The organism is Acinetobacter sp. ANC 3832 (assembly GCF_002135415.1).
GTDB lineage: Bacteria > Pseudomonadota > Gammaproteobacteria > Pseudomonadales > Moraxellaceae > Acinetobacter.
Genome location: NZ_NEGJ01000003.1, coordinates 197,655 through 219,790 on the forward strand (window position 1 = coordinate 197,655; position 22,136 = coordinate 219,790).

27 protein-coding genes are annotated in these 22,136 nt (G+C 36.1%); 10 read left to right on the top strand and 17 right to left on the bottom strand.

The window, feature by feature from the left end; genetic code table 11:
• Positions 1 to 155: 155 nt before the first annotated feature.
• From B9T35_RS05315 to B9T35_RS05355, 9 genes are all read right to left on the bottom strand, one after another.
• Positions 156 to 2,045: a M48 family metalloprotease gene (locus B9T35_RS05315; protein ID WP_086190321.1), complete on the bottom strand. Its 1,890-nt coding sequence runs from the start codon at positions 2,043 to 2,045 to the stop codon at positions 156 to 158.
• A 162-nt stretch (positions 2,046 to 2,207) separates the two neighbouring features.
• The gene (gene purF / locus B9T35_RS05320; RefSeq protein WP_086190082.1) at positions 2,208 to 3,749 is read right to left on the bottom strand and encodes an amidophosphoribosyltransferase; all 1,542 of its coding nucleotides are present in this window, start codon (positions 3,747 to 3,749) and stop codon (positions 2,208 to 2,210) included.
• Positions 3,750 to 3,773: 24 nt separating this feature from the next.
• Entirely contained in the window at positions 3,774 to 4,358 is a 585-nt protein-coding gene (locus B9T35_RS05325) for a CvpA family protein (RefSeq protein ID WP_086190083.1), read from the bottom strand.
• A gap of 2 nt (positions 4,359 to 4,360) precedes the next feature.
• On the bottom strand, positions 4,361 to 5,365 hold the full coding sequence (locus B9T35_RS05330; RefSeq protein WP_086190084.1) for a quinone-dependent dihydroorotate dehydrogenase: 1,005 nt from the start codon (positions 5,363 to 5,365) through the stop codon (positions 4,361 to 4,363).
• Positions 5,366 to 5,455: 90 nt separating this feature from the next.
• Positions 5,456 to 5,935: a type II secretion system protein GspM gene (gene gspM / locus B9T35_RS05335; RefSeq protein ID WP_171264222.1), complete on the bottom strand. Its 480-nt coding sequence runs from the start codon at positions 5,933 to 5,935 to the stop codon at positions 5,456 to 5,458.
• Positions 5,935 to 7,077: a type II secretion system protein GspL gene (gspL, locus tag B9T35_RS05340; protein ID WP_086190086.1), complete on the bottom strand. Its 1,143-nt coding sequence runs from the start codon at positions 7,075 to 7,077 to the stop codon at positions 5,935 to 5,937. The genes gspM and gspL overlap by 1 nt, the downstream gene beginning before the upstream one ends.
• 38 nt (positions 7,078 to 7,115) lie before the next feature.
• Positions 7,116 to 7,571: a SixA phosphatase family protein gene (locus B9T35_RS05345; protein ID WP_086190087.1), complete on the bottom strand. Its 456-nt coding sequence runs from the start codon at positions 7,569 to 7,571 to the stop codon at positions 7,116 to 7,118.
• A gap of 71 nt (positions 7,572 to 7,642) precedes the next feature.
• A complete protein-coding gene (locus B9T35_RS05350) occupies positions 7,643 to 8,716 on the bottom strand; it encodes an NAD(P)H-dependent glycerol-3-phosphate dehydrogenase (RefSeq protein WP_086190088.1) in 1,074 nt (357 codons plus the stop codon).
• A 92-nt stretch (positions 8,717 to 8,808) separates the two neighbouring features.
• Complete coding sequence (locus B9T35_RS05355; protein WP_086190089.1) at positions 8,809 to 9,393, bottom strand: nitroreductase; 585 nt, start codon at positions 9,391 to 9,393, stop codon at positions 8,809 to 8,811.
• A gap of 223 nt (positions 9,394 to 9,616) precedes the next feature.
• Here B9T35_RS05355 and B9T35_RS05360 point away from each other — a divergent pair, with 223 nt between their 5' ends.
• Entirely contained in the window at positions 9,617 to 10,003 is a 387-nt protein-coding gene (locus tag B9T35_RS05360; protein ID WP_086190322.1) for a hypothetical protein, read from the top strand.
• Between the two features lie 80 nt (positions 10,004 to 10,083).
• On the opposite strand, the gene rhlB is transcribed toward B9T35_RS05360, so the two are convergent.
• On the bottom strand, positions 10,084 to 11,235 hold the full coding sequence (rhlB, locus tag B9T35_RS05365; protein ID WP_086190090.1) for an ATP-dependent RNA helicase RhlB: 1,152 nt from the start codon (positions 11,233 to 11,235) through the stop codon (positions 10,084 to 10,086).
• Positions 11,236 to 11,828: 593 nt separating this feature from the next.
• Here rhlB and B9T35_RS05370 point away from each other — a divergent pair.
• Positions 11,829 to 12,041, top strand: coding sequence for a cold-shock protein (locus tag B9T35_RS05370; protein ID WP_086190091.1), 213 nt, complete (start codon positions 11,829 to 11,831; stop codon positions 12,039 to 12,041).
• 526 nt (positions 12,042 to 12,567) lie between these two features.
• On the opposite strand, the gene B9T35_RS05375 is transcribed toward B9T35_RS05370, so the two are convergent.
• Positions 12,568 to 12,780, bottom strand: a complete 213-nt coding sequence (locus B9T35_RS05375; protein WP_004822370.1) for a cold-shock protein — start codon at positions 12,778 to 12,780, stop codon at positions 12,568 to 12,570.
• A 391-nt stretch (positions 12,781 to 13,171) separates the two neighbouring features.
• On the opposite strand from B9T35_RS05375, the gene B9T35_RS05380 reads away from it, so the two are divergent.
• The 5 genes from B9T35_RS05380 (at position 13,172) to B9T35_RS05400 (ending at position 15,962) form a co-directional block, all read left to right on the top strand.
• A complete protein-coding gene (locus B9T35_RS05380; protein WP_086190092.1) occupies positions 13,172 to 13,396 on the top strand; it encodes a sulfurtransferase TusA family protein in 225 nt (74 codons plus the stop codon).
• 160 nt (positions 13,397 to 13,556) lie between these two features.
• On the top strand, positions 13,557 to 14,426 hold the full coding sequence (rpoH, locus tag B9T35_RS05385) for an RNA polymerase sigma factor RpoH (RefSeq protein ID WP_086190093.1): 870 nt from the start codon (positions 13,557 to 13,559) through the stop codon (positions 14,424 to 14,426).
• Positions 14,427 to 14,573: 147 nt separating this feature from the next.
• The gene (locus B9T35_RS05390; RefSeq protein ID WP_086190094.1) at positions 14,574 to 14,939 is read left to right on the top strand and encodes a DUF423 domain-containing protein; all 366 of its coding nucleotides are present in this window, start codon (positions 14,574 to 14,576) and stop codon (positions 14,937 to 14,939) included.
• A gap of 25 nt (positions 14,940 to 14,964) precedes the next feature.
• Positions 14,965 to 15,162, top strand: a complete 198-nt coding sequence (gene thiS / locus B9T35_RS05395; RefSeq protein WP_086190095.1) for a sulfur carrier protein ThiS — start codon at positions 14,965 to 14,967, stop codon at positions 15,160 to 15,162.
• A gap of 14 nt (positions 15,163 to 15,176) precedes the next feature.
• Complete coding sequence (locus tag B9T35_RS05400) at positions 15,177 to 15,962, top strand: thiazole synthase (protein WP_086190096.1); 786 nt, start codon at positions 15,177 to 15,179, stop codon at positions 15,960 to 15,962.
• Between the two features lie 145 nt (positions 15,963 to 16,107).
• Here the strand turns inward: B9T35_RS05400 and B9T35_RS05405 are convergent, their stop codons facing one another.
• Together B9T35_RS05405 and B9T35_RS05410 are read right to left on the bottom strand one after the other, a co-directional pair.
• Positions 16,108 to 16,419, bottom strand: a complete 312-nt coding sequence (locus B9T35_RS05405) for a putative quinol monooxygenase (protein WP_086190097.1) — start codon at positions 16,417 to 16,419, stop codon at positions 16,108 to 16,110.
• Positions 16,420 to 16,446: 27 nt separating this feature from the next.
• A complete protein-coding gene (locus B9T35_RS05410) occupies positions 16,447 to 17,028 on the bottom strand; it encodes an NAD(P)H-dependent oxidoreductase (RefSeq protein ID WP_086190098.1) in 582 nt (193 codons plus the stop codon).
• Positions 17,029 to 17,177: 149 nt separating this feature from the next.
• On the opposite strand from B9T35_RS05410, the gene B9T35_RS05415 reads away from it, so the two are divergent.
• A complete protein-coding gene (locus tag B9T35_RS05415; protein ID WP_086190099.1) occupies positions 17,178 to 17,828 on the top strand; it encodes a hypothetical protein in 651 nt (216 codons plus the stop codon).
• 53 nt (positions 17,829 to 17,881) lie between these two features.
• Here the strand turns inward: B9T35_RS05415 and B9T35_RS05420 are convergent, their stop codons facing one another.
• Positions 17,882 to 18,493 (bottom strand): glutathione S-transferase family protein, encoded by a 612-nt coding sequence (locus tag B9T35_RS05420; protein WP_086190100.1) that lies wholly within the window; start codon positions 18,491 to 18,493, stop codon positions 17,882 to 17,884.
• 215 nt (positions 18,494 to 18,708) lie between these two features.
• On the opposite strand from B9T35_RS05420, the gene B9T35_RS05425 reads away from it, so the two are divergent.
• Together B9T35_RS05425 and B9T35_RS05430 are read left to right on the top strand one after the other, a co-directional pair.
• Complete coding sequence (locus tag B9T35_RS05425; RefSeq protein ID WP_086190101.1) at positions 18,709 to 20,154, top strand: SulP family inorganic anion transporter; 1,446 nt, start codon at positions 18,709 to 18,711, stop codon at positions 20,152 to 20,154.
• Positions 20,155 to 20,455: 301 nt separating this feature from the next.
• Positions 20,456 to 20,884, top strand: a complete 429-nt coding sequence (locus tag B9T35_RS05430) for an EamA family transporter (protein WP_086190102.1) — start codon at positions 20,456 to 20,458, stop codon at positions 20,882 to 20,884.
• 185 nt (positions 20,885 to 21,069) lie between these two features.
• Here the strand turns inward: B9T35_RS05430 and B9T35_RS05435 are convergent, their stop codons facing one another.
• Genes B9T35_RS05435 through B9T35_RS05445 form a run of 3 tightly spaced genes read right to left on the bottom strand, consistent with a single transcriptional unit; the run spans position 21,070 to position 22,129 of the window.
• Complete coding sequence (locus B9T35_RS05435) at positions 21,070 to 21,534, bottom strand: hypothetical protein (protein WP_086190103.1); 465 nt, start codon at positions 21,532 to 21,534, stop codon at positions 21,070 to 21,072.
• Positions 21,535 to 21,552: 18 nt separating this feature from the next.
• Positions 21,553 to 21,849: a glutathione binding-like protein gene (locus tag B9T35_RS05440; protein WP_139842006.1), complete on the bottom strand. Its 297-nt coding sequence runs from the start codon at positions 21,847 to 21,849 to the stop codon at positions 21,553 to 21,555.
• On the bottom strand, positions 21,842 to 22,129 hold the full coding sequence (locus tag B9T35_RS05445; RefSeq protein ID WP_086190105.1) for a PadR family transcriptional regulator: 288 nt from the start codon (positions 22,127 to 22,129) through the stop codon (positions 21,842 to 21,844). Before B9T35_RS05445 ends, B9T35_RS05440 begins: the two co-directional genes overlap by 8 nt.
• Positions 22,130 to 22,136: the final 7 nt, after the last annotated feature.

Here is a 22,136-nt window from a genome sequence, read left to right on the forward strand (position 1 = left end):
TCACTTTGGCGCTATTTTAACGAGCTTTTCAATCTTTTGCTGAGCTTTCTCTCTACTCATTTATATCGCTGTCCGACTCAATATTTACCAAGACTTAATGATGTAAATTAGACAACTATTTTAACCACTCTTTTCAATAATTGTTTAAATAGCTGTTAAATAATCATAATGCTATTTTTCTTCTGCATTTGATCAATCATATCTTCTGTTTCAAAGCCCAATCGCCAATATAACAATTCTAAGACATCTAATTCATCTTGAGTAATAATACGATCATTCCACAAACAAATTTCCGCTATTCCTAGAATACCCAAACGATCTCGCAATAACAGCCCCGCAATATCATTAACAATTTCACCCAAGTCAATCGGCTCATCCGAAATTTCTTCAAATAATTCAAGTTCATCATGACTCAAAACACGTTCTAGAATTTGATAACGTACATCAAGTTGATTGGCACTATTAATTTGCTGAACATGCAGTAATGCATCAATTAAACGTACAATTTGCGGTTTAACATTCTCTAATGAGGATGGTGTATGTAGCGGCAATAAATTTAATTCACTTTTAACCTTTTCTATCAGCAATGCATCCAATAAACCAATTTCACCATCTTCTTGAATAATTTTAGCCAATTTTGTTATAAATTGACGGGCACTGGTTGCAGGCATATTGCCCAAATTTTCACAGGCAGCATGAAAAATCTGAATATGAACACGCCCATCTAAATTCAGCAATGAATCAACAATTGCACGACTGACTTCCGCTTCTGATGGAATATATTCACGATATTGGCGAATCATTAAAATAGCGACCATCACCTCTCTTGAACCTGTTGCGGTTTGCATCGCACGCTGAATAAGCTCAGGACGTTGCATATTTTTTCTTATTTCAGGATTCAACGGCTTAATTGCATCATTCAGTGCAAAACTAATGGGTGATAAACGTAATAATGGCAATGGTTGTGGTGAAACCCATGGATTGTAAGCCTCAATATTCGCCTCTTCTAATGGCCGTAAGATACTAAATAAAGGCTGGATTTTCAGTTTTTTTAGGTTTTCAAGTTGTAAATCTTGCAATAAAGTTGGATTTAATTCAAAAATTCGGTCTTCAATACTCGGATGAATATTCAACCAACTTTGTGGGCTGAGTGAATTTGCAAAACACATATGTGCAATCGCTTCTGAATATTCACTATGGATTTGCGAACCCGCATGATGCACATAAATACGCAATAAAGTCTGTATATTGGCATTGTTCAGCATCAATCTTTTGGCTTTATAATCATTATAAAAAGTACGCCCACCTAAAGTTAGGTATTTAATTAATCGTGCAATCAAAATCCCCATGCTACCAATCAACCAAATGACACCACCAATAGCCACAAAACTGGTTTCAAACTTATGCCGTGTCGTCGTGTTATAACGGTTAAAACCTTGCTTCGAGATCTTACTGCCCCACTGACTAAAGGTGGTTAAGCCACTATACAAAATTTTTAAGCGAGTATTCTCAGTTGCTTCGCCAGATAAAATTTGATTGAACTCATGCCCCAATAAGCCATATAGCTCAAGTTCATCTAAATTTTGTAATGCACCCCACGTTAAAATAATCACGGTATCTTTAGGATGAAAACCTGCCGTCAGTGCATTCACACCCACTTCATCTGGTAAGATATAAATGACTGGCGCATCAATTTCAAAAGTCTGCGCTAATTTTTCAGTGAGCTTTAAAACCACGCTTTCTTCAGGTGTACTTTCAATGAAGCTTAATCGTCTTGCATTTAATTGTTTAGCCAGTGAATGCCCGCCCGAGCGGAAAACATAAAATTCATAAAGAATAGAAAAACCAATAATTACAATCAATAAACCCACAAAATAAGGGCTTAAAGCATGCCAAAAGATGGATTGTATTGGATTAATATAATAAACCAGTAAACCTAAAACGGTATTTAAAATAAAAATGGTCAAAATGACCGCAAGCAAACAGATACTCGCAGACCACAACATATTTTTGTTTTTTAATAAATAATGACCAACATCTTTCAATGTAAACATCCTCATTACATTGCTTAGGACTAATGAACATTCATTTATTTGTCAATGACGTAGCACATGAATGAATATATTCGCAATTCGATCATCATAAATTAAAAAAGCGGGAATTACCCGCTTTTTCAAAGAGATTTACACATCAAGGAAAACAGCTACTTAGTGCTCTGTTATCCCACATAAATCTACAGAGGCTGAATCGATGTTTACATCGATGTAACCATCTTTTTCTTTCTTTGCAGTATCGCTACGGCTTTTCTCTAATTTATCAAGATAAGCTTCATCAATATCGCCTGTTACATAAATTCCATCAAAAACAGAACAATCAAAATCTGTGACTGCAGGAACTTTTGTTGTACGTACCGCATTTTTCAGATCTTCTAAATCTTGAAAAATTAAACGGTCAGCGCCAATAATATCTTCAATTTCTGCAACAGTACGATTTGATGCAATCAACTCAGCTTTCGCTGGCATATCAATACCATACACGTTGGGATATTTCACCATAGGTGCAGCCGATGCAAAATATACTTTCTTCGCACCTGCATCACGCGCCATCTGAATAATCTCATTACACGTTGTACCACGTACAATTGAGTCATCGACCAACAGAACATTTTTACCTTTAAACTCAAGTTCTACTGGGTTCAGTTTTTGACGGACTGATTTTTCACGCTGTAACTGACCTGGCATGATAAAAGTACGACCGATATATCTGTTTTTCATGAAACCTTCACGGAATTTCACGCCCAATATATTTGCCAACTCTAATGCCGATGTACGACTGGTATCTGGAATAGGAATCACAACATCAATATCATGATCCACGCCCCATTCACGTAAGATTTTACCTGCAAGAGTTTCACCCATTTTTAAACGAGCTTTATAAACTGAAATACCATCAATTGTTGCATCTGGACGAGCAAAGTACACATATTCAAAAATACATGGACGATAACGTGAACCTTCAGCACATTGTTGGCTGAATAACTCACCTTTATCATTAATAAAGATCGCTTCGCCTGGCTCGATATCACGTTCGACTTTAAAACCTAACGCTGTAATCGCAACAGATTCAGATGCAATGATATATTCCTTCTCACCAGTATCAAGTACACGAGAACCGTAAATTAAAGGACGAATACCATTTGGATCACGAAAACCAACTAATCCATGCCCTGTAATCATTGCAACAACGCCATAAGCACCTTTACAACGCTCATGCACACGTTTTACCGTATGAAAGATATCTTCAGGGCTCGGTGACAAAGTCGCGCATTTGTGCAACTCGTGCGCAAACACATTCAGCAATACTTCAGAGTCTGAGTCAGTATTCATATGACGAAGATCGGTTTTGTACAAATCTTCGTGAATTTCAACGGCGTTGGTTAAATTACCATTATGTGCAAGGGTAATACCGTAAGGTGAGTTCACATAAAATGGCTGCGCTTCCGCGCTGCTTGATGAACCTGCAGTTGGATAACGAACATGACCAATGCCATAATTACCAAGCAAAGCACGCATATGGCGGGTATGAAATACATCACGTACCATCCCATTGTCTTTTCTTAAATAAAGACGGCCATTATGGCAAGTCACGATCCCAGCTGCATCTTGTCCACGATGTTGTAACATCGTCAACGCATCAAATAACATTTGGTTAACAGGTGTTTTACCAGCTATACCAACGACTCCACACATAACTACCTCGCAGACTAGCTAGGATTAATAAAAAGGGTTTTTCGTTGAATGAGAAGACTGATCTTTTTGATTTTGATCAGGTTCTGACTCTAAATTCTTTGACTCTGAACCACCTTCAGACTTCATCTCATCCAATGCATGATTTGCCGCATTACGAGAAAATTCCGTTGCCAATGGTGCGAATGGTAATAAGGTTTGTATAAACTTAGATTGTTTCCAATGCGGAGAACTTTCCACCCAAGGACCTAATCCTTGCATAGTTATGAGGACGACCAGTAAGCCTTTCAAGGTGCCAAATGCACCACCAGCTAAACGATTTAATGGACCCAACTTTAAAGTCTTTAAAATTCGATTCAGAAAAGCGGTAACAATCCACGTTAAAACAATAATAAGTAAGACAATAAATGCAAAAGCAGCAATTTTTTGTACCACTGGATCTTGACTCAGTGATGCCATGGAGGGTGCGATGATATTGGCATATTTTGCACCGACAATCAGCGCAAAAATCCAACCTACCAAGTTCGCAAAGGCTTTAACAAATCCTTGTCGCAAACCGTTTAGCCCTCCAATGAGCAAAATAATCAGGATAATGATATCAGGGGTATTCATGTTTACATCATAGCTTTAACGCAATCTTTAATCAGAGTCGGCCCTGTATAAATCATGCCACTATAAATTTGAACCAAGCTTGCACCCGCTTTCTGTTTTGCGAGGGCTTGATCACCTTCCAGAATACCACCAACACCAATCAATGGAACTTTATCTTTCAGTAACTGAGCAAAAGCAGCCAAACATGCAGTACTTTTTTCAAATACTGGCGCGCCAGATAAGCCACCCGCTTCATCTGCAAAAGCTAAATTTTCAACCCCTTCACGTGACAAGGTTGTATTGGTCACAATTAAACCATCAATTTTAAATTGAATTAATTGTGACGCAATAAAGTCGATATCTTGTGAAGTTAAATCAGGAGCGACCTTTAAAACCAAAGGCACATAATGTTGATGTTCTTCAGCCAATTCCAATTGACGGTTTTTTAAAGTTTCAAGTAACTCTGTCAGTGCATGACCACTTTGTAAACTACGTAAATCTTTGGTATTTGGCGAAGAAATATTAACGGTGATATATGAAGCGTAGTTATATACTTTTTCAAGGCAAATCAAATAATCAGAAACAGCATCTTCAACGGGCGTAGAGGCATTTTTACCAATATTAATCCCAAGAATCCCTTTGAATTTAGAAGCTTTTACATTTTCAATGAGCTGATCTACACCATCATTATTAAAACCCATACGGTTAATAATGGCTTTCGCTTCTGGAATGCGGAATAAACGAGGTTTTGGATTACCTTCCTGTGGCTTAGGCGTAATTGTACCAATTTCAATAAAACCAAAGCCTAATCCTGCCAAAGCATCAATATAAGCACCATTTTTATCTAAACCAGCAGCCAAACCTACAGGATTCGGGAATTCAATCCCCATACATGTTACGGGTTTCGATTCTACAACTTGACGCATTACACCCATTTTATGGGAAGATTTAAGTAATGATAATGTCAGTTCATGTGCACGCTCTGGTGCCAAAGAAAACAACAATGGGCGAGCAAGTGAATACAACATATCTATAAAAGTCTACGGCTTTTTAAGTTGCCATATTATAGGCACAGCCCCATGAAAACACCATGCCTGATAAGTGTTTATTTTCACCGCTTATTGTACTGTCGCTGTTAATTTAATCTGAGCTTCAGACTTCACTAACTCTAATTTTTCAATACTAATGCCCATTTGTGCAATTTGCGTTAAAAAGTTAGCAAGCACCGCATAATTTTCATGTTGAGCAACAATCTGCATTTGTTCTCCCACTTGCTGAGAGGCAACCGAAATACTCTGCTGTTGAGCAACACGCTGTATTTTTTCAGCAGTCGTCATGGCTAAATCATTGGCAGGTTTCATGGTAACAACATTACTTTGCATCCAGACCACCAAGTCCTTCAGTTCATTAACACGCTTATTTTGATTTTCTGCTGCAATATGTGTATACCATAGCGCAGATCCGATCAAAGCAAGTACAACAAAAAGCGAAGTAAAAACCACCATATAACGTTCACGTGGCGACATCTTCTCTAAATGATCACTCATTCGATCTGACCAAGTATCGAATTTACTCTGCATATTATCCATTGCTTTCATTATTGTATTTTCACCAATCCGATAACAGATGTACCCTGCGTCTGTACATTTCCTAATTCAGCTTTAAAACCTTGTTGATTTAATTGCTGTACTAAGGTTTGTAATCCGTCCGCAGTTTTTGAAACCAAATCCATATGCAAAATTGCAGTATCATAATTTACCTTATTCGCAACAATTTGATGTTGCATTAAAATTGGACCCACTCGGCTCAACAATTGTAAGGCTTGTGTATTTGCACTTTGACTTAAACGTAAATTACTTTCAAATTGGCTTTTAATATTCTGTTCTGTGACACGACTATTGGTGCCGAACCATGACTTATATTGATCAATTGCAATGACAGCAGTTTGATCTGCGACTTTTTTGAGTTTCACCCATCGCAAAGCATCATAGCTGAGCTGTACAACGCATAGTGCTAACAACAATACCGCACATGCTTTCCAATACCCCGAAATACCGTCATTCGATTGTTTGGCTTTAGGCAAAACATTATAAGGATGGCTTTTTGGCTTTTTAATCTCTAGGAATGAATAGTCAAAACTTTCACGTAAATCTGAGGTTGTAACAGCAAACAAACTATCCACTTGTTCACTGGTCAAACCACTATATCGATACGTTCTGTCTTTTACAGCAAATTCCGTATAGACAGCTAGGTCATCAATTGATGTTCCAAGAAATTCATTTTCTCGAACCAGTAATCTGCCATTAATATTGGCAATAATACTTTGCTTAGCTTCAGGAACAGGCAAAATTAAAAAATCAGGTAACAATGAAACAACTTTAATCGGCAATAGTAATAAAGCATGTTGAATGGTTTGCACTGTATTCTGTGCAACACCCAAAACTGAAAGCTGATCAGGTTGCTGAAAGTGTGAAAAAACCTTCATATGATCAATGGGTAAGATCACAAATTCTTCTAATAAATATTTAACCCCATCTACACCCAACTGCTTATATTGAGTTTTACTGAAGTTTTGCTGAAGAATTTGTACATCACGACTAGGAAAAAAGACCACTGCTTCTTCATTTTGTTCTATTTTAGCCTCATGAATAAGCTGTTCCAGACTTTGTGACTGAATCCATTGCTCACCACGCGACCATTGCCAAACCCCATTGGCTTCAGGCATCCATAAGTACAACATCGATCATTTTCTGCCAGTTAATTAATTATATAGTGCTTTTATGCAGTTGGAATAAAGGCTTTTTGTTGTGTTGATAAACCATTTACGATGACTGTCTGTTCATATAATCTCGCTTCTGCCAAAGCAAAAGGATTAAAATTTTCTAGTGTTAATTGCTCAGCAATATGCGCGACAACATTCATATGACATACAACAATAATATTTCCATAAGGAAGCTGAGACAACCATTCCACTGCAGATTTAGCATCATCTTCTGGCTTGATTTTATCACAGATTAAAACAGGTACATCTTTAAAATAATGCTGAATGTGTGCCAAAGTTTCCTGTGCACGCAACAAAGGACTGACTACAAAGACATCAGGCACTATAAGCTCTTTTAAGAATTCTGCCGTTTGCTTTGCTTGAAGATGACCACGTTGGGTTAATGGTCGTTTTGTGTCATTTCCATTAATCGGTGGAGCAGCTTCGCCATGTCTCACTAATGTCAGTTGCATTTACTTTCCCTATTTTATTTAAAACTGATTATATCTAAGCTTTATGACAAGTTTAATCCTAGACTTGAAAATTAAACTTCATTATGTGGCAATACAAATTCAACATCACTGCGATGTCCATTTTTCATCAGTGATACGGCAATATTTAAAGGTGGTGCTCCTTCAAAAATCACTTCATATAAAGCTGTTGTAATTGGCATATACACATCTAATTCTTGAGCACGTGTATTGACCTGTACGATAGTATTGATCCCTTCCGCTGTTTGCCCTAACTCTTTGGTTGCTTGATCCAATGTTTTTCCTGAACCGAGTGCAAAACCGACTTGGTAATTTCGACTCAATGGGCTATTACACGTTGCAAAAAGATCACCCACACCTGACAAACCTAAGAAAGTTAATGGATTCGCACCCAATTTAACGGCAAAACGGCTCATTTCAGCCAATGCACGGGTCAAAATCATGCTTTTGGTATTTTCACCCACTTTATATGCTGCTGCCATACCCATCGCTACAGCATAAATATTTTTTAATGCACCACCGAGCTCTACACCATGTACATCATCACTACCAAACACGCGGAACAATGCGCTGTGTAAAGCCTGTTGAACTGCGTATCTCACCAACTCAGAGTCACTGGCAATCACTGTTCCCGCAGGCATTCCAGCCATAATTTCTTTCGCAAGATTCGGACCTGAAAGCACGCCATACGGAACTTCAGGAAGTTCAGCACGAATAATATCACTCATAAAACTAAAGCTTTTAGCTTCAATACCTTTAGTCAGTGAGATAACTGCTTGCGCACTGATAAATGGCTTGATCTGTTTAAGCACGTCACGAAATGAATGGCTAGGAATCGCAACCAATATAATGTCACGATCGCGCACCGCTTTTTCTAAATCAGACTCTGCTCGCAATGATGCTTCTAAAGTATAGTCAGCCAAATAACGCTTATTCACATGCGTAGCATTAATTTCTTCTGCAACAGATGGATCTCGAATCCAAATTTTGGTATCGCAACCATTCCGTGCAGCCGTATTTGCCATCGCTGTACCAAAACTCCCGCCCCCCAACACAGTCACTCGCAATGCAGTTTTTTGATCAAGTACCACAGGTTCAACTAAATCTGAAAATTTTAATTCCGACATTATTTTTATCCCAACTCATTTCACTTTTAAATTATTAAACAATAGACATCTAACATAAATGCTTACAACTTCTTTATTCAAAAAGTCTTAAATCATTTTCCTTTTTTATGCCAGAAGCTCACATAATTTTGACTTTCAATTTCACCACGCGGAGCAATAGCCTTTGCTGCTGTGCCAACATAAATAATGCCTGAAATCAAATCATGCTCATTCAAACCCAATGCTTTTTTAAAGAATATAGATTCAACCACTGCTCCACTACGCCACATGGTTGAAAACCCTTGAGCTTGCATAGAAAGTAGGAAGTTTTGTATTGCAGCACCCGTACTTAAAGTCTGTTCAAAATATGGAACTTTCGGATGATCTACAAATTTAGTCACCGCAAGAATCAAGATTGGCGCACGAAATGGATGATGTTTCACACGTTCAACTTGTGCCTCTTCCATTTCACCTAGATCAGTAACAACTTCCGCCAATAATTTACCAAAGGCTTCACGCTCTTCGCCTGCTACAACAATAAAATGGGTTGGTTTTAAACGATGGTGATCTGGTGCTGTTAATGCTGCTTGAAAAGCAATTTCAAGTTGCTCTGAATTTGGCGCAGGCTCAAGCAAATGACCAATAGACTGACGTTGATGAATATTTTCATGCACTGCTTGTAGATTTAAATCTGACATTGATCATTTTCTATAAAACCTATCATGTTCCAAGCTTAGCATAATCTTAAAAAAATGCGCTATGCACTCTTTTATAAACCACGATGAACACTTTGATATTCACAGTAATACAATAGAAAACTTCAATTTTTATACAACTTACTCCTCATTACATGCGACTCCTATGTTCCAATAGGAATGACTCTTTTATTTAACATGGGGAATAAAAATGCAAAATACCATTATGAACGCGAAGAAAGTTTTAGGCTTAAGTGTTGCAATTGCAGCCATTACTCTTACAGCATGTGCAACCACACCAACTCAAAGTCTCGCTATTCAGAAAGAAAATAATCAATACGAAGTCACAGGCCTAGGCAAAAGTCAGATTATTGCAAAAAATAATGCCATTAATGCTGCGAATAATACCTGTGGTAAAAAAGCAGCACCTGTCGTTATTGATGAAAAGTCTGAATACACAGGTGCATTAAAAGGTATTGTTGATGAAAAAACAGGACAGATGATTCAAGCGGCTGCTGGTGTTTTAGGTTCTGTATTGGGTAAGAATACCAACATTGAAAAAGATACTGACTATCAAACCACGTTAACATTTACTTGTAAGGCGATTAGCTAAAAAACTTGAATTAAAAAAAACCTCACCAATTTAGGTGAGGTTTTTTTATTTTATTGATGATTTAATCAATAAATTTAAGACTAACAATACCCTTCCAAACGTGTCAAAGGTAATTTTTGACCAATGGCTTTTTCAATTTCAGGTAGATAGAAAGCATCATCTTCTGACAAGAAGCTAATACTTACACCTTGTGTACCTGCACGACCAGTTCGGCCAATACGATGTACATAATCATCAGACTGTTCAGGTAAAGTAAAGTTCACTACATGTGATACACCATCTACATGGATACCACGACCCGCCACATCCGTTGCAATCATGATGTTATGTTGACCATTTTTGAATTGATCTAACATTTTCAAACGTTTATCTTGCGCAATTTCACCAGAAAGCATGACCACTTTATAGCCATCTCTTTTTAAATGATCATACAATTTACGTACTTGATCACGACGATTTGCAAAGATCATTACTTTTTCAATCGGCTCATCACGTAAAATTTCTTCTAGCAGCTTGTACTTATCTTGTTTTGCAACCATGTAAACACGTTGTTCAACATCAGCATTGGTTTTCTTTTCTGGCTCAATTTCAACCGTTACAGGTTCACATAACCATTGCTGAGCTAAATTTAAAACATCATAACTAAATGTTGCTGAAAACATAAGCGTTTGACGTTGCTCTTTACGTGGTGAATAACGAACAATACGTTTTACTGAGGGAATAAACCCCATATCTAATAAACGGTCTGCTTCATCAATCACTAAAAATTCAATTTGATCCAACCAAACTTCTTTTTGCTCAACAAAATCAATTAAACGACCTGGTGTAGCCACAATAATATCAACAAAGTTTTGATCTAATAATTTCTTTTGCTTATCAAAATCAACACCACCGACCAAAGTAACGACATTTAAATTGGTAAATTTAGTTAAATCTTTAGCATCGCTTTCAATCTGAATTGCAAGTTCACGTGTTGGCGCTAAAATCAATGCTCGAGGCTCACCACGAAAACGCTGACCTGAAATTGGTTTTTCAAGTAAATCATTAATAATACTAATTAAAAATGCAGCTGTTTTACCTGTACCTGTTTGTGCACGACCAATCGCATCATGCCCAGCCAAAGTATATCTTAAAACTTTTTGCTGAATTGGGGTCATCTCTTTAAACCCTAAAGCATCAATCGCTTGACTTAATTGCGGATGTAAACTCAAGGTTTGGAAACCAGATGCCATATATGCGTGCTCTAACTGTATCGACTAAAAAACGGAATCTTATATAAAACTAAAATGCAATAACATGTGTATTGTACATCTTGCTTATTGAAAGAATTTAAAATCAATCATTTATCAAAATAATTTTTTTAAAATACGGCATAAATAAAGCATTTTTAAAAAATTATCTTCTTATGTTGATCTCTACAATTATAGACTTAAATTGCCCTATCCGCATAACTTAATCCATTTTGTTTCATCCTATTTTACAAGCGAACACAAATAATACATTTAATTACCATTTATTTTAAAACTCTCACAACAGACATAAGATACTGATTAAAAATGTTTTTATACCAAAAATTCCAATACCATCAATCATAAATTGACTAGCATATAAACCTTTAGTGATGGATAGAAAATTAATCAATTGAATTTTGTTTTATTACATGTATAATCTTGCGTGAATAGAGAAATAGTTTTGTTCACGTAAATCTCCTTATATTTCGCAGTTTTAGTCATAATCCTTCGTTTTTTAGATTTAAAGTTCCACTCTGTTTTCTTGTCAAACCATTGGTTTAAATACCAAATTGTTAAAATTTATAGGATAGATTATGTCTAACACTGTTAAAGGTACTGTTAAGTGGTTCAACGAAACTAAAGGTTTCGGTTTCATTCAACAAGAATCAGGCGGCCCTGACGTTTTTGCTCATTTCAGCGAAATCTCAAGCTCTGGTTTCAAAACTTTACTTGAAGGCCAAAAAGTTGAATTCAGCGTTGGTCAAGGTCAAAAAGGACCTACAGCGACTAATATCGTTGTTCTTTAAGTAGAATGTATTAAAAAGCACCTTAATGGTGCTTTTTAATTTTTAAGATTCTATATTTTCACTTTTAATTAAAAATCTAATTATAAAAACACAATAAAATAGCACTTCAAAGCGCACTCTCTACAGCCACCAGACCTCTCACATATACAACATCAAGCTTGTATAAAATCAGTTGTATCTATTTAAAATACTAAATACTCCCCATATCATGATTTACATTTTTGTATTTTAACCGCCTTCTCGCCTATAAAATTCCCAGCTCATTGATATTGAAAGAACATCTATCAACCAACCTTATAAAGAATTTGGTTTCGAATTAAACAAGAAAAACAAAAATGATGTTATTTTTAGTTATAAATACTTAGCACAATCCATACGAAAGACTCATGGTTATCGCAATTGAAAAACTAAATTAAAAATACAAAAAGAAAGAGTTAGCTATCTAATTTTATTTATTTTTTAGAATAAAAAATACCCCAATATAGAATTGAGGCATTTTTGAATATTCAGTTACGAAAACTAAATATTAGTCTAAAGGCTGAACTTCTTCAGCTTGAAAACCTTTTTGTCCTTGAACAACACTGAATTCAACGCGTTGGCCGTCACGAAGTGAACGGTGACCGTCACCTTGAATAGCACGGAAATGAACAAATACATCATCGCCACCAGCGCGCTGAATAAAGCCAAAACCTTTAGTATCGTTGAACCATTTAACAACGCCTTGTTCACGAGCTGTCATAAGTTAATCCTCAGTTATTAAGAAAAAGGACCACCCGGTGTTGCAAACAGCAGAGCAAACAAAGTTTAAAATATTTTTGTATTTCAAAGTTTGTAATCATTCTATAAAACTATTAACAAAATCCTGGGTTACATCCATAAATATTTAAGATTGATTCTAAACAATAATTGCTTATCATTAATCTTAAGTACGCGACGAGCTTACCACGGGTTTATTGTAATTAATAGAATTTTTTTTGATAATTATATTTAAAAACCACTGTATAAATTTCACCCAACTCAAAAGATGAACATAAATCCACTTTTACATAAAAAGAATCTTCAAATCTTTTGGTTCTCGTTTCTTTGTTTGTTAAAATAGACTTCCCGAAATATCTTGATTTTTTAAGGAAATGACTGAACACATTTATATCGATGCAATGCACAAACCTTGTCCAATGCCCTTGTTAATGCTAAAGCGTGAGCTCAAAAAATCTCAGGATCATCAGGTGTTTTTATTGAAAGCTTCTGACCCACATAGTGAACTAGATATACTTCGTTATTGCCAATTACATCAGATCTCATGTCAATTAACCAAAGTGTCAAATCATGAATTTCACTACTTGATTGAATCTTAATTATTTAGTATTGACAGAATGTTAATTTTTATTGAGACTCAATATTTGCAAATTTGCATAAAATTTTACATTTCTCTACCCAAATTTCCTTACTTATGAAAGGTATTCGCATTAATATGGTCACATTGGTCATACAAAGAAAATGCTATAAGGAGAACTTATGAGTGACAGCAGCAATCAATTGATGCCCCTGTCCTTATCTGCGCCTGGTGTAAATCTCGGTGCTTATATTAGTACCGTGAATCAGATTCCTATATTGACAGCTGAACAAGAAAAAGAGTTGGCTGATCGTTATTATTATGATCAAGATTTAGATGCCGCTAAAATGTTAGTGATGTCTCATTTGCGTTTTGTCGTGCATATTGCACGCAGTTATGCAGGTTATGGCTTGCCTCAAGGTGACCTTATCCAAGAAGGTAATCTTGGTTTAATGAAAGCTGTAAAGCGTTTCGATCCTAATATGGGTGTTCGTTTAGTTTCTTTTGCCGTTCACTGGATTAAAGCCGAGATTCACGAATACGTGATTCGCAATTGGCGTATTGTGAAAATCGCAACGACTAAAGCGCAACGTAAATTATTTTTTAACTTACGTAGCCTTAAAAAATCCAGTAAAAAACTAACGTTGAAAGAAGCACAGTCGATTGCCAATGATTTAAATGTCACAGCAGAACAAGTCCTTGAGATGGAAGGCCGTTTAACGGCTTATGATGCTGCCTTCGAAGCTCAAGGTGATGATGACGATGAAGGTTCAACTCATGTTGCTCCTGCGCTTTATTTAGAAGATAACCGTTACGATCCTGCTCGCTTAGTTGAAGAAGAAGATTACGAACAACAAAGTAATTCTGCGCTTCACAGTGCAATGGAACAGCTGGATGATCGTTCACGTAACATCTTACAACGTCGTTGGTTAGATGATGATAAATCGACTTTGCATGAATTGGCTGCAGAATATAATGTTTCAGCGGAACGTATTCGTCAGCTAGAAAAAAATGCGATGGAAAAAATTAAAGTGGCGATGTCTTCAAACTAAAATAACTTCCTCATTGATTAAAATATTAGGGCTTGATTGCCCTTTTATTTTGTCTTTTATACCGTCTCATTTAAATGATTTTGCCTTTATCCCTAACAAATAATTGTGTTAAGGTATTGTGCAAATTTATTCAGGTTAAGCTTGCTTATGTGGATTGCAATTTCGGCACTCAATTTAGCTTTGGCTGTGATTTTAGGTGCATTTGGGGCACATGGTTTAAAAGCACGTGCTAGTGCTGAGCAACTTACATGGTGGCATACCGCGACTGAATATTTTTTCTATCATGCACTGGGACTATTGGCATTGGGAATACTTGCAAAAGTGATTCCTCAACTTCCCATTAAATCAAGTTTTATCTGTATCCAGTTTGGCATTCTAATTTTCTGCGGTTCTTTATATATCATGGCATTAGGTTCTCTGCGTATCTTTGGTGCAATTACACCTATAGGCGGAGCACTCATGATTATAGGCTGGCTATTGCTTGCTTGGAATGCATACAAATACTCAAAATAATTGATTCAGCATAGATGGAATTTTCATGCAAATTTATTTAAATGGTGAGCAACAACAAACCACTTGCCAAAATTTATTGCAATTGATTCAAGAATTAGCATTGGAAGGAAAACGATTTGCTGTGGAAAAAAATGAGATGATCATTTCCAAGAGCAGACTTGAAAATACCCCTATTTTTGAACACGATCGTATTGAAATTATTCACGCTGTCGGTGGCGGCTAATACGGAGCTCTCCCATGGAAGACACCCCTCTTATTATTGGTTCTCGTACATTTAAATCACGTTTACTTGTCGGAACTGGAAAATATAAAGACCTCAATGAAACAGAGACTGCTATTCAAGCCAGTGGCGCTGAAATTGTAACTGTTGCTATTCGCCGAGTGAACATTGGTCAGCATCCTGATCAACCGAATTTACTTTCTGTGCTTCCACCTGAAAAATATACGATTTTACCGAATACAGCAGGTTGTTTTGATGCCAATAGTGCTATTCGTACTTGTATGCTAGCACGTGAACTTTTAGATGGGCATAATTTGGTAAAACTTGAAGTTTTAGGTGATGAAAAAACCTTATATCCCAATATCATCGATACTTTAAAAGCGGCTCGCACCTTAATTGACGATGGTTTTGAAGTCATGGTGTATACCTCTGATGATCCAATTGTGGCACAAGAATTGGAAAGTATGGGTTGTGTCGCAATTATGCCTTTAGGTAGTTTAATTGGTTCAGGTTTAGGCATTCTAAATCCGCATACGCTCTCTATTATTAAAGAAAATGCTAAAGTTCCTGTTTTAGTCGATGCAGGCGTTGGTACAGCAAGTGATGCTGCGATTGCGATGGAATTGGGTTGTGATGGTGTTTTAATGAATACTGCTATTGCAGCAGCACAACATCCTATTTTAATGGCTTCTGCTATGAAAAAAGCAGTTGAAGCAGGTCGAGAAGCCTACTTAGCAGGTCGTATGCCACGTAAACGTATGGCAAATGCTAGCTCGCCTGAAACAGGCTATTTTTTTAAATAATTTTTGATTACTTTAAATCCATTTACGATTAAATTTCTCATGTGAAATCTAATCTCAAAAAAATGCCAGTTTTATCACTGGCATTTTTAAATTAATACTTAGAAATATAATGATGATAAAAATCACCTTTATCTTATATAAACCATCAAATGCCTTTTTCTAAGATTCTAATTTTGACATCTAAAATCAAACCTTTGGTGGTTTTTTGATGTGCTTGCATATGTACGGTTTGCATATGTGCTTCAAGATGCTGAATGCTTTCCCAATATTCATACATGACAATTGAATAAGGCACTTTGTTTTGCATTGGGCTATCTACTGTACTATCTACATACAAGTCATAGCCATGACAACCCTCTTCGTCTAAAACGCTTGCCTGAATACTTTTAAACGAATCTATAACTGTTTGAAAAGCCTGTTCAGAATCTGTCAAAATTTCAGCAATAACGGTAAGCATGATTTAACCTCTCCTCAGCAAATAGACTTAAGCAAATAATGCCAATAGATGCTGACGATATTCTGTTTTATACAATTCAACATTCGGTGCTTTAATCACATCATTCACAATAAAGGTAGGCAAACTTTGCATCCCTAAAAATTGATTGGCTTTATGAAAGGGTAAATAAACACCATCTACACCCACACCATGAAAGAATTGATCTTCATCTGTAAATGCATCCATCGGTGCATTCCACGTGAGTGACAACATATATTTTTTATCGTGGATTAAGCCGCCTGAGCCATATTTTTTAGATGCATCTGAACGACTACGCCCATCACTCGCATATAACGTGCCATGCCCTTCGGTAAAAATATCATCAATATATTTTTTAACTGTCCACGGTGCACCCATCCACCAACCCGGCATTTGATAAATAATTACATCTGCCCAAACATACTTTTGAATTTCTTCAGTAATATCGTAATCACCATCTGTGCGTGTTATTTTAATGGTATGCCCTAACTCAGCAAGCACTTCATTTGCCACTTGGGTTAACGTGTCATTTAATTCACCATTGGAATGCGCAAATTGTTTTGCACCATTGATGATTAAAATATTACTCATGATTTTGCCTTAGATAAATTTGATTTGCAGACAATATAGTTGAAAAAACTATTGAGAAAAACGCATAAATATGCAAAATATTATTGCTTAAAAAGCAATAATAAAATTCAAAGAAGAATTAGTTAAGATTAAAAAGCTGAGCCTGTTCTATGAAAAAATCAATTATATTTATTTCTGCCCTTTTACTTCCTGATTTTTGCTATGCCACTCCCCCATCTATAAAGCAATTTGTCCCTAAAAACTGGGAAATCATTTCTAAAGCTCAAGGTGATTTAAATCAAGATAGAAAAGATGACTTTGCCATTATTATTCAACCTAAAAATCAAATACTACAGAATCGTAAATTATTGATTTTAATGTCTCAAAAAAACCGATTGCATTTAAACCTCAGTAAAAAAATTCCAAACTGGACCTATTCTGAAAAAGAAAATTGCATTAATGATGCTATAGAAAGTGGTGGTGTTTCTATTCATCGTGGTGTTTTAGATCTTACCTTTGCTGAAATGAACGCATGCTCTAATTGGTATGGCATTTCTTCAACCTATCGATTTCAATGGCAAACCATAGATTTTAAGTTGATCGGTTTTGAATATAATTTTTTTAATAAAAATAATGGAGAATCCACAAATTATAGTGGTAATTTTTTAACACACAAATTAAAGACCACCTTAGAAAATGAGAGGATCGAAAATGTGACTCCTAAAATATCATGGAAGACTTTAGCACCTATTCAACCTGATCATTTGTCTAAAATTCAATTGAAACAAAGCGACAGCTTTCTAAAACAGATGCTGAAATAAAAATAGCACCTTTAAAGGTACTATTTTTATAAAGTGAATATAGTCCAAGCCAATTAAGGAATTAAGCCTTCGTCACGCATTGCAATTTGCACTGACTGGCGTTCAGCCACTTTATTACGCAATGCAATCACATTTTTAAACGGTGTTAAATCATGCTGAATCCCATTTGACCAATTTGTGAGTACAAATAGATAGGCATCCGCAGGACCGAAATGATCATTCACAAGATAGTCATAATCAGATTCTTGCAAATAGTCATCTGTATATTTTAAAACTTTATTAATAGTTGCATAGCCACGCTCTTTTTGTTCTTCTGACAATGCTGGACCAAAAAACACAGCATATGCATCATGCAATTCAGAATTCAAATACCCTAACCATTCTAAAACTTTAGCGCGCCCTAAACCTGATGGTGGAATCAAATCCTGTTTAGGATCATGCTGTGCGAGAAATGGTAAAACTGCGACATTTTCAGTCAGAATCAAACCCGGATTAATCTCTAAAGCAGGCACATAGCCCTTAGGATTAATCTCATAATAATCAGCGCCTTTTTCTGTTTTATGTGTTTTTAAATCGACTCGAACAAGGTCAAAATCAACATTAATTTCATTTAAAATAATATGTGATGCTAGCGAACATGCACCCGGAGAATAATATAGTTTCATACTTGATCCTTGTTATTGAACTTCTAATGTTTTAAAACGCTTCCAACAATCTTGCAAGTTTTCAATCCAACTAAATTGCAATAAAGCGTAAATATAAAAAATATGACCCTTTGAATATTCAGCAAAAGCATTTCTTTTTCAAGTGAAATTCCCCTGCATTTTCATTAATAGATGTTTTAACATACGCATCTTTAAAGAATGATGAAAGGTTTGCTGTGATTAGTTTGAAAAAAGAGGAATGGTTTTCCAATATTCGAACAGATGTTCTTGCAGGTTTAGTTGTCGGTCTGGCACTCATTCCAGAATCTATCGCCTTTTCAGCGATTGCTGGTGTAGACCCTCAAGTTGGCTTGTATGCTTCTTTTTGTATTGCGGTCACCATTGCCTTTTTTGGTGGACGCACTGCCATGATTTCTGCAGCCACAGGTGCAATGGCTTTACTCATGGTCACTCTGGTTAAAGACCATGGCTTACAATATTTATTTGCGACCACTATTCTCACGGGTATTTTACAAATTATTGCGGGTTACTTCAAAGTCGCCAAACTGATGCGCTTTGTGTCCCAATCTGTGGTTTATGGTTTTGTGAATGCCTTAGCGATATTAATTTTTATTGCGCAATTTCCAGAGCTATTAAAAATGGATGGCTTAGGCTATTTACTTGTAGGCTTAGGGCTGCTTATTGTTTATCTCTTTCCTTATATTCCTAAAATTGGCAAGCTCATTCCATCACCATTAATTTGTATTCTTCTTTTAAGTTTAATCGCCTTATTGATTGGTTCTGATATACGTACTGTCAGTGACTTAGGTCATTTCCCAGATACTCTACCAATCTTTTTAATGCCTGATATTCCGCTTAATTTAGAGACTTTAAAAATCATTTTTCCTTATGCCATCACACTTGCCACAGTGGGTTTATTGGAAACCATGATGACAACAACTATTGTGAACGAAGCGACCCAATCAGAAGGTGATCGTCATAAGGAATGTCGCGGGCAAGGTATTGCGAATATCGTCAGTGGTTTTATGGGGGGAATGGCGGGTTGTGCCATGATTGGTCAATCCATCATTAATGTTTCCTCGGGTGCACGAACTCGCTTATCGACCTTAGTTGCAGGTGTTTTTCTTCTGTGTTTAGTGGTATTTCTAAAAGATTGGTTGGCTTATATTCCAATGGCTGCTTTAGTTGCAATTATGATTATGGTCGCATTCACTACATTTAATTGGGATTCGGTAAAGAATTTTTCTAAACATCCTAAGCAAAGTAATGTAGTGATGGTCACTGTTGTCGTTATTGTTCTCGCAACACATAATCTGGCTTTGGGCGTTTTAGTTGGCGTACTTTTATCTGCATTATTCTTAATCAATAAACTAGAAAGTGAAGTCAAGGTTCAATCCACTCTTTCAAATCAGCATACCCGCTTATATCAAATTCAAGGTCAAATTTTCTTTAGTAGTGCGGATAAGTTTTATCAATTTTTTGATTTTGATGAGAAGGTTGAAAAGGTCGTTATTGATTTAACCCAAGCACATGTGTGGGATATTACTTCTGTTGCAATGCTCAATACTGTAAAAAGTAAATTCCTTGAAAATGGAATAGATGTTGAGGTTATTGGTTTAAATGAAGCCAGTAGCACAATTATCGATCAATTCAGTTCATAGAATATCTCTTTATTCTTATCTAGATTAAGTCTACATAGGCTTAGTCTTTTAAGACCTTAATTTTAAATGCCTTACTTTTAAAATTCCTTTCTTCTTAAATACATCGTCAAGCTACGTTTTACCTTTTATTGCTCTCATAGTGAACTTTCTCACATAACTATTTCATTTGCATAAATGAGAGAATAAAGAAATTGTTAATACTACTTTAAGACACCTAATATATTTATGACTTATCATTCAAACATAAAAAAAATAATGGATAGCTTAGAAAATCAGTTTTAAACATAAAAAGGTGATAACAATGAATATAGAACACTGGTTATTTTGGGCTTTACTGTCAGCTTACTTTGCTGCTCTCACTGCAATTTTTGCAAAAGTTGGGCTTCAAGGCGTAGATTCAGACTATGCCATGCTTATTCGTACCATCATTATTGTTTTTGTCCTTATTTTTATCGTCTTTATTCTCGGTAAATGGCAAAACCCATTTCTACTTTCAGGCAAAACATGGTTATTTTTAAGTTTATCAGCCCTTGCAACTGGGGCATCTTGGCTATGTTATTTTCGAGCTCTACAAATAGGAAATGCTTCTCAAGTTGCTCCAATTGATAAGTTAAGCGTGGTATTGGTCGCTATCTTTGCCATTATATTTTTAGGCGAACGTCCAAGTTTACAAGAATACTTTGGCATCACCATGATTACGGTCGGTGTCCTGACTATCGCATTAAAATGATTGCTTATGTGAAAGTATAAACTCAATTTTTATATGATAATGAATAAATAATTCATCTCACGTCATCTATAGTTTTATTGAAACTTCTTATATTCTTTTAAAACTATTTTTCCATCTTCTATTAAACACCTATCTTGCAAGTATTTACGATCTCTTTTATGCAAGAACGGTATTCTTTCCTAAATTTAACCCAATTTAGTATTACTGTTAATAGCAACAATTTTTAGTCGGTTTTGATCATTATTCAACATAATGTTTAGATCATTTTCCTGAACTGTTTTTTTGCCAAAAAATACTCTATTTTGTTTTCCCTGTAAACTCACCACAGCCAAGCCATTCAGTGTATTCACCTTCACATTTTTAAGCTCATACTTTTCATCAGAAGCAAATCGCCATATGGCTTTCCACTGCTGTAAATAATCTACCTTCGTTAACGTAAACGTCTGTTGCGGTGTTGTTTCAGCTAATACTATTTTAATGGTAACTTTATCATCCATCATCTTACTGACAGTTGTCATATCATGTTTATGAATCGCTTGATAGAAATTTGAAATAAAACGGTTCGCAGTCGCTTGATCTATTTCTGCAGAATAAACCTGACCAGAAAAACCACTTAAAAATAATAGAGAAATATAGATTTTTTTCATCATTGTTCTGTCACTCAATCATTATTTGAGTAATACTTGATTTCGATAGTCTTTATAAAGTCTTAATACCCATTGTCCTGCTAAACTCGGTCTCAGTTCATCCCGTTGCTGTCGACCGAGTTGCGATAAACGAGCATCACTCCACGGACTATTCTCAGGTCCAACCAATGGCGCAAGCATACTTGTTGCCGTTAAATCTGCCAGACTAAATTGATCACCCACCAAATAATGATCAACTTGACCACCCAACCACTCTTCTAACTGGATTAATCCTTGCTGAATACAGTCCCAAGAGTGAGCAACCTCTGCATCATAAATGAACCGATGCTAGCTTTACCAATAATGCACTATTGATATGCGGTAATTTAAGCGGGGTCGCAAGCCATTCTTGCATGACAAGATAACCACGGTCATTCAGCCGATAAACCTTCCGTGGTGGACGAGGTGCATTTTCCTCTATGTCACATTCGATTAAACCATCACTATGCAGTTTTGCTAAATCACGATAAATTTGCTGAAAGCTAGCATTCCACAAATAACCATAACTATGTTGAAAACCTTTGACAATGTCATAGCCCGTGGCAGCACCTGTACCCAGATAAACC

Excerpts from the sequence above, each read along its gene's own strand:
- B9T35_RS05410 (WP_086190098.1), bottom strand. The coding sequence starts at position 17,028 with ATGAGTAATATTTTAATCATCAATGGTGCAAAACAATTTGCGCATTCC.
- B9T35_RS05360 (WP_086190322.1), top strand. The coding sequence starts at position 9,617 with ATGAACGCGAAGAAAGTTTTAGGCTTAAGTGTTGCAATTGCAGCCATT.
- gspL (WP_086190086.1), bottom strand. The coding sequence starts at position 7,077 with ATGTTGTACTTATGGATGCCTGAAGCCAATGGGGTTTGGCAATGGTCG.
- gspM (WP_171264222.1), bottom strand. The coding sequence starts at position 5,935 with ATGAAAGCAATGGATAATATGCAGAGTAAATTCGATACTTGGTCAGAT.
- B9T35_RS05330 (WP_086190084.1), bottom strand. The coding sequence starts at position 5,365 with ATGTTGTATTCACTTGCTCGCCCATTGTTGTTTTCTTTGGCACCAGAG.
- B9T35_RS05435 (WP_086190103.1), bottom strand. The coding sequence starts at position 21,534 with ATGATGAAAAAAATCTATATTTCTCTATTATTTTTAAGTGGTTTTTCT.
- rpoH (WP_086190093.1), top strand. The coding sequence starts at position 13,557 with ATGAGTGACAGCAGCAATCAATTGATGCCCCTGTCCTTATCTGCGCCT.
- purF (WP_086190082.1), bottom strand. The coding sequence starts at position 3,749 with ATGTGTGGAGTCGTTGGTATAGCTGGTAAAACACCTGTTAACCAAATG.
- B9T35_RS05345 (WP_086190087.1), bottom strand. The coding sequence starts at position 7,571 with ATGCAACTGACATTAGTGAGACATGGCGAAGCTGCTCCACCGATTAAT.
- B9T35_RS05350 (WP_086190088.1), bottom strand. The coding sequence starts at position 8,716 with ATGTCGGAATTAAAATTTTCAGATTTAGTTGAACCTGTGGTACTTGAT.
- B9T35_RS05415 (WP_086190099.1), top strand. The coding sequence starts at position 17,178 with ATGAAAAAATCAATTATATTTATTTCTGCCCTTTTACTTCCTGATTTT.
- B9T35_RS05380 (WP_086190092.1), top strand. The coding sequence starts at position 13,172 with ATGACTGAACACATTTATATCGATGCAATGCACAAACCTTGTCCAATG.
- B9T35_RS05430 (WP_086190102.1), top strand. The coding sequence starts at position 20,456 with ATGAATATAGAACACTGGTTATTTTGGGCTTTACTGTCAGCTTACTTT.
- B9T35_RS05370 (WP_086190091.1), top strand. The coding sequence starts at position 11,829 with ATGTCTAACACTGTTAAAGGTACTGTTAAGTGGTTCAACGAAACTAAA.
- B9T35_RS05405 (WP_086190097.1), bottom strand. The coding sequence starts at position 16,419 with ATGCTTACCGTTATTGCTGAAATTTTGACAGATTCTGAACAGGCTTTT.
- B9T35_RS05325 (WP_086190083.1), bottom strand. The coding sequence starts at position 4,358 with ATGAATACCCCTGATATCATTATCCTGATTATTTTGCTCATTGGAGGG.
- B9T35_RS05400 (WP_086190096.1), top strand. The coding sequence starts at position 15,177 with ATGGAAGACACCCCTCTTATTATTGGTTCTCGTACATTTAAATCACGT.
- B9T35_RS05355 (WP_086190089.1), bottom strand. The coding sequence starts at position 9,393 with ATGTCAGATTTAAATCTACAAGCAGTGCATGAAAATATTCATCAACGT.
- B9T35_RS05420 (WP_086190100.1), bottom strand. The coding sequence starts at position 18,493 with ATGAAACTATATTATTCTCCGGGTGCATGTTCGCTAGCATCACATATT.
- rhlB (WP_086190090.1), bottom strand. The coding sequence starts at position 11,235 with ATGGCATCTGGTTTCCAAACCTTGAGTTTACATCCGCAATTAAGTCAA.
- B9T35_RS05375 (WP_004822370.1), bottom strand. The coding sequence starts at position 12,780 with ATGACAGCTCGTGAACAAGGCGTTGTTAAATGGTTCAACGATACTAAA.
- B9T35_RS05390 (WP_086190094.1), top strand. The coding sequence starts at position 14,574 with ATGTGGATTGCAATTTCGGCACTCAATTTAGCTTTGGCTGTGATTTTA.
- thiS (WP_086190095.1), top strand. The coding sequence starts at position 14,965 with ATGCAAATTTATTTAAATGGTGAGCAACAACAAACCACTTGCCAAAAT.